The organism is Paraburkholderia sp. BCC1885, assembly GCF_900996235.1.
GTDB lineage: Bacteria > Pseudomonadota > Gammaproteobacteria > Burkholderiales > Burkholderiaceae > Paraburkholderia.
Genome location: NZ_CAAJGM010000122.1, coordinates 130,312 through 141,530 on the forward strand (window position 1 = coordinate 130,312; position 11,219 = coordinate 141,530).

Consider the following 11,219-nt stretch of genomic DNA (forward strand, 5'->3'; position numbering starts at 1 on the left):
GCCGCGAAAACGAAACGCAATGTAAAACGGCTTTGGCGAGGCAGATTAACTAATTTGCCGGTTTGATGGCGGCGTTTTGCCCTGAGCCGTCCCCATCTTTGGCCGCTGTGGCGGCCTGGGTGGCGCGCAGTTCGGCGAGCATGTTGCAGAAAAGTGCGCCTTGTTCGATCGCGTCGTCGAGCGCGACGTGGGTGTGCGGATGATCGTCGAACCAGCGCTGCGGCAGACGCGGCTTGATGCACTTGCGGTAAGGCAGGCCGGTCATGGCGAAGGCGAGCGTCTTGATGTCGAGTGCGGACCACGAGAACGGGCAGCGGCCGGTGAAGCGCATCATGTACCAGAACATGAAGGTGAAATCGAAACCGGCTGGCATGGCGACGAAAACCGGCTTGCCCGGCAGCGCCTCGACCCAGGTCACATAGTCTGTCAATGCCTTGGCCGGCTGTTGCAGATCGAGGCGGCACGCGGCCCATGCCTCGGGCTGGGTCTTCCACCAGGCTTCCTGGACCGGATGAGGGCTCGAGCCTTCCAGCACTTCGAGGTTCGCCGAGAAGGTGCCGATGAGCTGCTTGTCCTCCGTGTACGCGGCCGAGGCGAAACTGAGCATGGAATGCGGACCCGGAATCGGACCGTCCGCTTCGACGTCGGTGCTCACATAGATTTCAGCGCTCATGCACTCACTCCATCGGCGACATACGGGTTCGTGCGACGCTCGGCGCCGAACGTCGAGGTCGGGCCATGACCGGGGACGAAGGTGACGTCGTCGCCGAGCGGCCAGAGCTTGTCGCGGATCGAGCGGATCAGGTCGGCGTGATTGCCGCGCGGAAAATCCGTGCGGCCGATCGAACCGGCGAACAGCACGTCGCCCACCAGCGCGAGCCGATGCGCGCGGCTAAAGAAAATCACGTGGCCCGGCGTATGCCCCGGACAGTGATAAACCTCCAGCGTCTCGTTGCCGAACTGGACCGTGTCGCCGTCCTGCAGCCAGCGGTCCGGCTCGAAGGCCTGCGCCGCCGGAAAGCCGAAGCGCGTGCTCTGATCGGGCAGTTTGTCGAGCCAGAAACTTTCGTCCGGATGCGGGCCGTCGATCGGCACGCCGTAGTGGGTGGCAAGGGTCTTCGCGCCGGCGCAATGGTCGATGTGGCCGTGCGTGAGGAAAACCTTTTCGACCGACACGTTCTGCCGCTCGACCTCACCCTGGATGATCTCGAGATCGCCGCCCGGATCGACGACGGCGGCGCGTCCCGTCGCCTCGCAAACAAGCAGCGAACAATTCTGCTGGAACGGGGTGACAGGGATCAGAGTGACTTTCATGAGGACGGTAGGCCGCTGCAAAAACGTTGATTGTACCGGTGCTACCAAGCCGTCGCCGATCGGCCGAATGGCCAGTGCGCGCGGCCTATTTTTGCAGCAATAGTGAAAATTCATCAAAGCTATCAGGCGCTTGCCATCCCAAAATTGTGTTTTGGGTATAATGCGCTCATGTGTACGGGAGACCGTACCGCCACAGGACGATGCGTCCCCACATAAAGGGGGCGTTGATCGTCGTCAAGTAAGTGCCGTCTTGAGTTGTTGTTGACGGCAAATCCAGCATCGGATGCGTCCGATGCGCACGTCTTGTCCAGCCAGGTGCCACGCGCCTGCAACGGCCTTCTGCCGTGACGCTGGATGGGGCCTACGCCGCCGTTCCTGCGCGCTGTTGTCTGGCGAGCAAGAACGTGTTTGCCACGTTCGATGGCGGCTTGTGGGGTCTGGTCAGGCTGCCGGGGACAGGTTGCGCCAGACGTGAAAATTAACCGTGCGGGAGCGGCAGAGTGTGCCGCGTGCGTACTTCAGCGTACTGCGCTTTTTTAGCGCGGCGCGTGGTCGTTCGTTTTTCGCCGGAGTCGCAGCAACACGCAGCTATCGCGTGATGCGGCTCGACATTGTGATTTTACGTCTTATGAAAACTCGGTCATCCCGCAGTCTGGGGAGTCTTTTTGCCTTTTTTGTGCTCGCAGGGTGCGCCATCCCTCCGAACGCCGACAACCAGGCAAGCAACAGCCCGCCGCTCAGCACGAAGAGCGTGCAGGCGGGCGACGCCGGCACCTTCGCGCCGCAGGCCTTTGGCACACCCGCTGCACCGGTTGCGGGCGCAAACGGCACGTCACTTGCCGACGCCCAGCCGCTCACCGAAACCGGTCCCAATGTGGCCGGTTTCCACGAAACCGGCCGCGCCTCCTGGTACGGCAGGTTCTTCCACGGCCGCCGCACGGCGAACGGCGAGCGCTACGACATGCACGCGCTCACTGCCGCGCACCGCACGCTGCCGCTGGGTTCTTACGTGCGCGTCACGAATCCGGCTAACGACAGCTCGGTAATCGTGCGCATCAACGACCGCGGCCCGTTCGCGCGCGGCCGGGTGATCGATCTGTCGCTGGCGGCCGCTACCGCGCTGCATATGCAGCACGCCGGCACGGCACGCGTCCAGATCGAAGGCCTGACGCAACAGCAGGCCAAGGCGGAACGCGCCGAGATGCTGGCGTCGAACGGCAGCAGTGAGGTCAACAAATGATGTAACCAGGGCGGCAGGTGCGTGCTAGGTGCGCCCTGCCGCCGGCTTTTAGTCTTCTTCGTCTTTCTTCAGCGCCAGCGCCCGCGTGTACAACGCGTTGCGCGACGCGCCCGTGATAGCCGCCGCGACCTTCGCTGCGCTACTCACCGTCAATTCTTCCAGCAGGATGCCCAGCAGCGCGTCGTGATCGTGTTCGCCGGCGGCTTCCTGCTGCGCGCCTTCCACCACCAGCACGAATTCGCCGCGCTGGCGGTTGGCATCCGCTGCCAGCCACGTTGGCCCTTCGGCCAGGGTGCATTGATGCAGCGCCTCATGTAACTTCGTCAGTTCACGTGCGATGAGCAGCTTGCGCGCGCCGCCGAATGCTTCGGCCAGCGCTTCGACCGTCTCCACGATGCGATGCGGCGCTTCGTAGAAGACCATTGCGTGAGGATGCGTCACGAGCGCCTGCAGGGTTGCCGCGCGCTGCTTCGGCTTGGGCGGCAAAAAACCGAGGAACGAGAACGTAGCGACCCAATCGCCCGCGGCGGATAGCGCCGTGGCGAGCGCGCTCGCGCCGGGCAGCGGAATCACCGGAAAGCCGGCTTCGCGCACGGCGTCCACGAGCTTGGCGCCGGGGTCCGAGATGCCGGGCGTGCCGGCGTCGGACACGTAGGCGACCCGTTCGCCCGCCTGCAGATGCTCGACGATGCGCAGCGCTGCCGCGCGTTCGTTGTGCTGATGCACGGCGAGGAGCGGTTTCGAGATGCCGTAGCGGGCGAGCAGTTGACCGGTGTTGCGGGTGTCCTCGGCGGCGATGCGGTCCACGAGTCCGAGTACGTGCAGCGCGCGCAGCGTGATGTCCGCGACGTTGCCGATCGGCGTCGCCACCACATAGAGCGCGGCAGCGGGATATTGCTGCCCTTGCGCAAGTTCGGAGAGAGGGGTCATGAGGCAGAAGACGCAGACAGACGAAGCAAGGCCGACATTGTGCCACGCAGCGGCAGAGCGGCCGGGCGAAGGGCGTGAGCCTGAGCGGGTGCCTGGCAAACGTAACGTGCCCGCGGAACACGACACTCGACGCCCGCCGCTGCGACCCGGTGCTCACAACTTTTCAGGACGCGCTGTGTCAAAAGACGTCGGAGCGGCGTTCGAAGCACACGCGCTGGTGTTTTTGCAGCGTCAGCGGTTGCGTCTGGTGGCGCGCAATGTGGCCTGCCGCGGTGGCGAGATCGATCTGGTGATGCGTGAACGCGACGGCTCGCTGGTGTTCGTCGAAGTGCGGGCGCGGGCGCAACGGCACTATGGCGGCGCGGCCGCGAGCATCGGCTGGCAGAAGCGGCAACGGATCGTGCGCGCCGCGCGGCATTATCTGGCTACGCGTGTGAGCGACGCGCCGGCCTGCCGTTTCGATGTGGTCGCCTTCGAAGCCGGCCGCCTCGTCTGGTTGCGAGACGCGTTTCGCGCCGACGAAGTCTGAACGGCCGCGCGGATATGACGCCTGAGTGCGATAAACTTGCGCTCGCGTGCGGTGACACGGCGTCGCGCGATTTGCGAAGCGGGGACGTATGGGCGCTGCCCGCACGGTTATGTTCGCGGTTAAGCGCGCCGTTACACCCGCTGTTAAACCCGCCGTTAAACCGTTAGTCAGTACAACATGTCGTCACAACAGGGCGCGCGAGAGCGGTCCATACGCGGTAAAAGATAGAGACTCGATGTCAGTCGAACGCATTCAACAGCACTTCCGCGACAGCGCGGCGGTCAAGCTCGAAGCCCTGGAAACCCTGTCGATGCCGATTGCCGCAGCGATCGACACGATGTTCATGGCGCTTGCCAACGGCAACCGCATTCTTGCGTGTGGCAACGGTGGATCCGCTGCCGACGCACAACATTTCGCAGCGGAACTGATGGGCCGCTTCGAACGCGAACGACCCGGCTTGCCCGCGATTGCGCTGAGCACCGACAGCTCCGTCCTCACCGCCATCGCCAACGACTACGCGTTCGAGCAGATCTTCTCGAAGCAGGTCTGGGCGCTCGGTCAACCCGGCGACGTGTTGCTGGCCATCACGACCTCGGGCAACTCGGCGAACGTACTGGCCGCAGTCGAGGCCGCGCACGAGCGCGAGATGATCGTCGTGGCGTTGACGGGCAAGGGCGGCGGCAAGGCGCATGACGTGTTAGCCGATACCGACATCCATATTTGCGTGCCGTCCGATCGCACGGCGCGTATTCAGGAAGTGCATTTGCTGACCATCCATTGTCTGTGCGACGGCATCGATGCCATGTTGCTGGGCGAAGACTGATTCCGAAGGAGAGCTAGTTGATGAGCGTATTTCGCATCAAGACGACGTTGGTGAGGACCACCCTGGTGGTGGGGCTGGCGGCGGGTCTGTCCGCGACACTGCAAGGCTGCTTTTTGCTGGTGGCCGGCGCGGCCGGCGGCGGGGCGCTGGTGGCGACCGACCGGCGCACGGTCGGCGCGCAAACCGAGGATCGCGAGATTCAGGTGAAGTCGATCGCGCAGATCAACCAGAATCTGCCGGATGCGGCGCATGTCAACGTGACGGTATTCAATCGCCGCGTGCTGCTAACCGGCGAAGTGCCGAACGACGCGTCGAAGCAGAAGGCGGAGCAGATCGTTCGCAATCTGAATAACGTCACTTCGATTGTGAACGAATTGACGATTCAGCCTGGCGCCGACCTGTCCTCGCGGACCAACGATTCGTACCTTGAAACACGCGTCAAGACAGCGCTGATTGCCGAGAAGAATATTTCGGCAAACAACTTCAAGGTGGTGTGCGAAAACGGCTCGGTCTACCTGATGGGGCTGGTTACCCGCGATGAAGGCGCGCGCGGCGCCGACGTGGCGAGCCGCGTGCCTGGCGTGACGCAGGTGGTGAAGGTGTTCCAGTACATCCTGCCGCAAGATGCCGCGACAGCGGGTACTTCGGCCGCGTCCAGCGAGCCGGTCGCGCCGCCGCCACCGCCTACCACCGACGCGACGGTTGGCGCGGTGCCGGATACGTCGGTGAGTTCGCGTCCGCTCGATCAGCAGCAGCCGGCGCCGGTGACGAATTCGAATCAGGTGCATCCGGGCAATCCGCAGGTTAGCCAATGAAGCAGGGCGTCGTGAGCGGTTTTGTGCGGCGGGTTTTTGCGCGGAGTTTGCTGGGTGCGAGTGTCACGCTTGCGCTGGGCGTTGCTTTGACCATTCCGGCGTATGCCGACGGCACGCCGCGCGGTCAGATTATCGCGAGTTCGAATGCGTGCATGGGATGTCACGCAGTGGATCGCAAGCTCGTGGGGCCGTCGTTTCAGCAGATCGCGGCGAAGTATAAGGGCGATGCGCAGGCGGCGACGAAGCTGGCGCTCAAGGTGAAGAACGGCGGCTCGGGTGTATGGGGCGCGATTCCGATGCCCGCGCATCCGGCGATGAGCGATGCGGATATCCGGGCCGTGGTGGACTGGGTGCTCGCGGGGGCGCCTTCGAAGTGACGTATTGACGGCGCTCAAGGGCGTCGGCGTGGCTTGGCAAAAGCGAAAAACCTTGTGCTAGAATCGTTTGTCGATGGGGGGGTAGCTCAGCTGGGAGAGCGTCGCGTTCGCAATGCGAAGGTCGGGAGTTCGATCCTCCTCTCCTCCACCAGCAAAATCAAAGGGTTACGGCTGATTTGCCTGTAACCATTTTTTACTGGCGTGGCTCATGTAAGCGCTGTGTAACTGGATTTGGTCAACTTTGATCCATGTCGTTTCATGCGACGAGTAGGGCACGTAGCCCCTCCTTTGCTCGTTTAGCCAAATTTCCTGCCGCAGTAGTTTAGCGATGCATCAAGCGAGTCAGCTGGTCGGCAGCACCACGTGGTGGATGATTGGGGTGCGGTCGAACCCGCAGCGATAGCGTTCACGATCTGTAGCACGGTAGGCGCCGCCGCGGCTAGTTGGAGGCCAGTCAGTAGGTTCGCCAGGCTCTGGCATATCTCGCCTCGCAAGCGCACTAGGACGCGCCGTTTCAGGCATGGCGGAGTTTCCCAAAAAGCGGCGGCGGAACTATGGCGAACAACTGATTGCCAGACGAACAATCAGCCGCAAAGCGGCTTTATGCCGTAGACGGACTACCTTGACCGTCCGGACTGGACGCCCATGGAAAGGACGTTGATCGTCTCGGCGAACAATAATATCCTCCGCCGACTGCGCCGAGACTTCTTGCAGGGGCGTAGGTCTTGATCGTCAAGTCTTCTCAACGTATGCAATGAACGATTCTCCGACGCCCGTCGAGTCTGGTGCAATTGGGGTTGCGCAGCGAACTAGCAGGAAGCGCGGTCTCGATGGCTCTGACTAAATCGCTGCAGGTAGCTATCCCGCCAGACGATAGATTGTCGGCAGCGATCGCTTCGATCGTCAAGACCACGCTGGAGCTTGGTCTCGTCAGCCAGGACATCTGCTCGCGCAGGTACGAGAATCATTCCCGCACAGGTTTTTGTAAACTTGTTCGCGGCGATCATTATCCCGGCCGCTTCGATTTGACAAAACGGTTTCATTTTTGCAGCACGTTAAGGGCACCCAACTTGTCTTTGACCGCGAGGCGACAGCAGCGATGAAGAAGAAAGACGAAGGCTTTTACACCGACGCTGGCATAGACGCAGATCAATTCATGACGTCTCCCGCGACGGCCGCACATACGAATAGCACTCTTCGTGAGCACATAACGCAGTGCAACTTGAGAGTCGAAGCTAATCAGCAGGAGTTTACGCGCCGCTTAGAGGAGACGCTCCAAGGCGAACTCATCAAGCTCGTTGATGAGCTTGCTATCGACCCCGATGTTCGGCGGGAACTAGGGCTCCCGCAGCGTAGAAGAGTGAAACAAATCACTCCCCCGAAGGGAAAGCAGTTCGCCGCTAAGCGAGCAGTTCAGAAAGCTCAAGACTTCGCGGAGAGTCAGGGCTTTTCACGTACCGACATCGATGCGGTCTGGCCGATTCTATACAACATGGCAAAGATTGCCGCGGCAATGAACGCCGCAGCAATGAACGCCGCAGGAATGAACGCCGCAGGAATGAACGCCGCAGCAATGAGCGGCCAGCATTTTCAGAAAACCTATCCCATGCTAGTCGATGTGAAGGGGAATGACATCGTCTATCGCACTAATGGTACGCATGTGTTGACCCGCCGTGCCGTAAAGAAATTTATCGAACCCAAAAAAATATAGTTGCTGGTGTTGCTGTCGCGCCAGCGGCAAAAATGCCGGCGTGTGTCTCCCGTCACCGTAGTCCGGCGGCAGATTCCGCCGGGGTGTCCCTGAGCGCAGGATCACGAACACCGCGTTGATGAGGCGCCCGTCGTCATGAGCGATGCTCCCGCCCCACCCACTGGCAGGAGCGACTCCAGCAAGCGCAGTCTTTGTCGCAAATGTCGTGGCGGCGGTGGGCGGCTGTCAACTGACCGTCTAACGACGTTATAGGACGGTTTAGTCCCAGTTAGGGCGACAGCTATCGCCTTCTTCTATCGTTCGAAATAACTTTCCCCTCAAGCGAATCGCATTGAACAAAGGCCATCAGCTTCGATTGATGGCCATTCCGATGCGTGAAGCGAAACCAATGTTGCAACGGTTCTTGATGAGGAAAGTAATGACAACGATGCAGAAGCACCAAAAGCTGGCGGGAGCACCGCCCCGCATGACGGGGGTGAGCGGCCTGCGGGCCACGCTGCTGGCGCAATACCAGCCCGACAACGAAACCCCGTCTGGCATGCCCCTTCCCGGCACCTACGTCTGCGACGAAACCGCAGCGGCGCCGTCCGGGGCGGTCAACCGCCCGACGGCTCCACACCAGAAGTATATTGAGCCGCCGGCATTCCTAGCGCTTCCGTACTGGACAACCGAAGAGACTGCCGAATATCTCCGCTGCGAAGCGCAGAGCATCCGCAAGGCGATTTCCCAAAAGGGCAATTTTCATGATTTGAAACCCCGCCGCTTCGGCCGCCGCTGGTACTTCAGCGCTTCCGATGTGCGCTCGAAGCTGGAGGCAGCATGATCACTTCCCAAGCCGGCGTCTATTCCACCCCCGAACGTAAGTTCCCGGTGTATGTGGCTATGCCGATTATGTCACGCAAATACGCCGAGGCAGTGCAGGTCAAAGATTGGCTGCAAGCGCACGTGGAGATCACCGGTCACCTGAAGATCAAGCGTACCGAGCTGCGGCACGCAGTGTGGCGGGATCTGGCCATCACGAAGCAAGGTGTCGACCGTGGTTTACGCGTGCTCTGCGAGAGCGGACTGACACGCATCGTGGACGAAGGAAACGGGACCTTCGTGGTGGAGCTCGATCCGCGTTTCTTTGGTCCGTAATCTTTCGCGGCCCACCCCGACATCACAGATAACGACTGTCCGCTTGAGCCGCGTGGCGCAAGCGGACGATAAGCAAGGAAAAAACATGGCAAAACACAATTCATCTGACGACTCGAAGGTCGACATCGAGGTGCTCAAGAAGGCGATCCGTATTCTCGAATCGCCCAAGGCAAAGCGTGAGCGCGAGCGTGCCGCACTGTTCTCGGGGCTTTACGATGTCATCCGCGACAAGGTCTTCGCGGACGTGTCGAAGAGTTCGATCATCAAGGCGCTTGCTAATCAGGGTAGCCATGCTGAGCCCGCGAGCCTTGATAACCTGATTCGGGAAATCATCACCGATGTGGTGCGCGATGCGACGTGCGAGCTCGATGACCAGATTTACCATTTGCAAGGTACGATTCGCGAGGATTTCAACGAGCAAACTGCAGCGCTGGCCTACATCATGCGTGAGATCTCCGACTGCAAAGCTCTGTTGATGGAGAACCGCACCAATCAGTCTTCGGGTCGCCGCCGCTGCAAGGTCAATATGCGTAAGCGCCGTTTCGTCTCGACTGTGCGAGGAGGCGAGCGTGGCTAAGACTACGAAGACGAACCTCGAAACCGTGAAGCTTGACGTAGCTGGTGCGTTACACGCGGTTAATTCAAAAAAGTCGCGCAAGCAGGTCAAGACCGAACGTCTGTTGTCGTTCGTTCAGGTGATCGATGCAGCTCTGGCGGTAGATTGGTCTTGGTCGGCGATCGTCAAACTCATCCGTGAGCACGGCGGCCCATCGTTAACGAAAAAGGACGCCGAAGCGCTGTACGCGCAAATTAAGGGTAACGCGGAGACCGGCGAGGGTGTGACGGCACCCGTTAATACCCATCCGAATGCGCAGCAGGCTGGCGCGAAGGGCGAGGTGACCGCGTGATGATTCCCCCCGCCTATCCAATGGGCGGGGGCTTTATGCCCTCGCCAAATTTCGGTCCGTTGTCGCAGCCAGTGGGCCACCTGCCTGCAGGCTATTGCCCGCCTTCGTTACCACAGGCTGTCAGCGCCCTGACGCCGGGTCTGTACCGTGCGGCATGCGAATGCCGTGCCATTCGCGGGTCGAGCTATGGGGCCGTTCTCGCCAATGTACTCGGCAAGGTGTCATTCGCGGTTTCGGGCAACTTCCGCATCCGTGATCGCAATGGCCGGTCGATGCCGCTCAGCCTGCATATCCGGTTCGCTGGTGCGCGGCTGAGCGGCAAGTCGGAGGCACACATCCGGCTCAATCAGCCCGTCATCGAAGCGATGAAAGGCTGGAAAAAAAGCCGGCTGTTCGACAACGTGCTGCCCCCGACACTGCTGCGCAAGATTCGTTCGGGTTCGGTTCTGTCGATGCTCAGCATGGGGGAAGGGCGCGGCCATCTTGCCGGTCCGCTCAGTCGCTCATTTCAGGATCTGAGTGACCTGTACGACAGCAATATGCCACCGTTTGACCGCGCTGATGATGACGATGAAGCTCTTGCAGAGCATGCACCGGATAGCGCAATTTTAGTCACCTGCGTCAATGTGCAGGACGACAAAAATCGCGAATGGCTGGACAAGTATGGCAAGGAGGCCATTGAATCGGGTTACCTGTTTCGCTTGCTGATGATGGAGAGCGACGAGCTTGCGATCGAGGGAGCCGGAGATCAGCAGCCAGAATTCGCGCTGCTGGATTACGACCATCGGATTGTCGAACTGATTATGAGCGCACGGCATAAGCTCCAGTCGACGTCGGTAAGCAAACTGCCGGAGATCAAGGTGGAGCCGGATGCCGAGCAGTTCCTACGGCAAGCCCAGGAGCGTTTTCAGTTCATGGCGAGCGCTGCGCTGTCGCCGCGAGACGCGATTGTGTTTGCTGTTCGTCTGGCCGCAAACGCTCGTCGGATTGCCGGTTGCATGCACGTGTTCGAGAACTACGAGGGTTCGGTGTCCCCCGACACCATGATACGGGCGGTGACGATCGCGGAATACTTCGGAGCGTGCTGGCTTGCAACGGTGTTTCCGCCGAAGCCGGTGCCTGAGGTCGTGCAACGTGGGCTGCGACTGCTGGACTCCCTGTGTGGTAGCGCACGCCAGGCCGGACTGCATACGCTGAGCTGTCTGAAGGCCGATGTTGAAGCGGGGGCGCAGAACTTCGGATGGTCGAAGGCCGAGATGGTCGAGGCGATTACGTGGATCTGCGGCCAGGGTTTCGCCCAGGTCGGACCTCGCAGGGAAAACGGTCATCGCGTCATCAAGTTCGAACTGATCGTGAACCCTTGGGCATTCACTTCGGGTTCTCACGGCTATCCACCGCGCCTCGTCTGATCACCTCCGCATGCCCCCTTCGCCGT

Annotated in this window: 14 protein-coding genes, 1 tRNA gene and 1 pseudogene; 12 read left to right on the top strand and 4 right to left on the bottom strand. The window is 60.9% G+C overall.

All coding sequences use genetic code 11. The annotated features are described in order from the left end of the window. Positions 1 to 49: 49 nt before the first annotated feature. On the bottom strand, positions 50 to 673 hold the full coding sequence (locus tag FQ755_RS13535) for an exonuclease (RefSeq protein ID WP_144154937.1): 624 nt from the start codon (positions 671 to 673) through the stop codon (positions 50 to 52). Beyond that, positions 670 to 1,314, bottom strand: a complete 645-nt coding sequence (locus FQ755_RS13540; RefSeq protein WP_144154939.1) for an MBL fold metallo-hydrolase — start codon at positions 1,312 to 1,314, stop codon at positions 670 to 672. Before FQ755_RS13540 ends, FQ755_RS13535 begins: the two co-directional genes overlap by 4 nt. A 628-nt stretch (positions 1,315 to 1,942) precedes the next feature. Between FQ755_RS13540 and FQ755_RS13545 the strand changes: the two genes are divergently transcribed. Continuing rightward, entirely contained in the window at positions 1,943 to 2,554 is a 612-nt protein-coding gene (locus FQ755_RS13545) for a septal ring lytic transglycosylase RlpA family protein (RefSeq protein ID WP_409937487.1), read from the top strand. A 48-nt stretch (positions 2,555 to 2,602) separates the two neighbouring features. On the opposite strand, the gene rsmI is transcribed toward FQ755_RS13545, so the two are convergent. Beyond that, positions 2,603 to 3,484: a 16S rRNA (cytidine(1402)-2'-O)-methyltransferase gene (gene rsmI, locus FQ755_RS13550; RefSeq protein WP_144154943.1), complete on the bottom strand. Its 882-nt coding sequence runs from the start codon at positions 3,482 to 3,484 to the stop codon at positions 2,603 to 2,605. 37 nt (positions 3,485 to 3,521) lie between these two features. On the opposite strand from rsmI, the gene FQ755_RS13555 reads away from it, so the two are divergent. From FQ755_RS13555 to FQ755_RS13580, 6 genes are all read left to right on the top strand, one after another. Continuing rightward, positions 3,522 to 4,013 (top strand): YraN family protein, encoded by a 492-nt coding sequence (locus tag FQ755_RS13555; protein WP_409937493.1) that lies wholly within the window; start codon positions 3,522 to 3,524, stop codon positions 4,011 to 4,013. Positions 4,014 to 4,248: 235 nt separating this feature from the next. Next, a complete protein-coding gene (locus tag FQ755_RS13560; protein ID WP_144154947.1) occupies positions 4,249 to 4,836 on the top strand; it encodes a phosphoheptose isomerase in 588 nt (195 codons plus the stop codon). A 20-nt stretch (positions 4,837 to 4,856) separates the two neighbouring features. Further along, positions 4,857 to 5,651, top strand: coding sequence for a BON domain-containing protein (locus FQ755_RS13565; RefSeq protein ID WP_144154949.1), 795 nt, complete (start codon positions 4,857 to 4,859; stop codon positions 5,649 to 5,651). Next, positions 5,648 to 6,028: a c-type cytochrome gene (locus tag FQ755_RS13570; RefSeq protein ID WP_144154951.1), complete on the top strand. Its 381-nt coding sequence runs from the start codon at positions 5,648 to 5,650 to the stop codon at positions 6,026 to 6,028. Before FQ755_RS13565 ends, FQ755_RS13570 begins: the two co-directional genes overlap by 4 nt. A gap of 75 nt (positions 6,029 to 6,103) precedes the next feature. Next, positions 6,104 to 6,179, top strand: a tRNA-Ala gene (locus tag FQ755_RS13575). A gap of 948 nt (positions 6,180 to 7,127) precedes the next feature. Further along, positions 7,128 to 7,739, top strand: a complete 612-nt coding sequence (locus tag FQ755_RS13580; RefSeq protein WP_144154953.1) for a hypothetical protein — start codon at positions 7,128 to 7,130, stop codon at positions 7,737 to 7,739. Positions 7,740 to 7,753: 14 nt separating this feature from the next. Here FQ755_RS13580 and FQ755_RS38110 read toward each other — a convergent pair. Beyond that, positions 7,754 to 7,968: pseudogene (locus tag FQ755_RS38110) on the bottom strand (IS5/IS1182 family transposase); the annotation flags it as partial. 102 nt (positions 7,969 to 8,070) lie between these two features. On the opposite strand from FQ755_RS38110, the gene FQ755_RS13590 reads away from it, so the two are divergent. The 5 genes from FQ755_RS13590 (at position 8,071) to FQ755_RS13610 (ending at position 11,193) form a co-directional block, all read left to right on the top strand. After that, a complete protein-coding gene (locus FQ755_RS13590; RefSeq protein ID WP_144154955.1) occupies positions 8,071 to 8,562 on the top strand; it encodes a helix-turn-helix domain-containing protein in 492 nt (163 codons plus the stop codon). After that, positions 8,559 to 8,876 (top strand): hypothetical protein, encoded by a 318-nt coding sequence (locus tag FQ755_RS13595; RefSeq protein WP_144154957.1) that lies wholly within the window; start codon positions 8,559 to 8,561, stop codon positions 8,874 to 8,876. Before FQ755_RS13590 ends, FQ755_RS13595 begins: the two co-directional genes overlap by 4 nt. An 85-nt stretch (positions 8,877 to 8,961) precedes the next feature. Then, positions 8,962 to 9,453 (top strand): hypothetical protein, encoded by a 492-nt coding sequence (locus tag FQ755_RS13600; protein WP_144154959.1) that lies wholly within the window; start codon positions 8,962 to 8,964, stop codon positions 9,451 to 9,453. Next, positions 9,446 to 9,784, top strand: coding sequence for a hypothetical protein (locus tag FQ755_RS13605; RefSeq protein WP_144154961.1), 339 nt, complete (start codon positions 9,446 to 9,448; stop codon positions 9,782 to 9,784). The genes FQ755_RS13600 and FQ755_RS13605 overlap by 8 nt, the downstream gene beginning before the upstream one ends. Then, positions 9,784 to 11,193, top strand: a complete 1,410-nt coding sequence (locus tag FQ755_RS13610; protein ID WP_260858563.1) for a YfjI family protein — start codon at positions 9,784 to 9,786, stop codon at positions 11,191 to 11,193. The genes FQ755_RS13605 and FQ755_RS13610 overlap by 1 nt, the downstream gene beginning before the upstream one ends. Positions 11,194 to 11,219 lie beyond the last annotated feature (26 nt).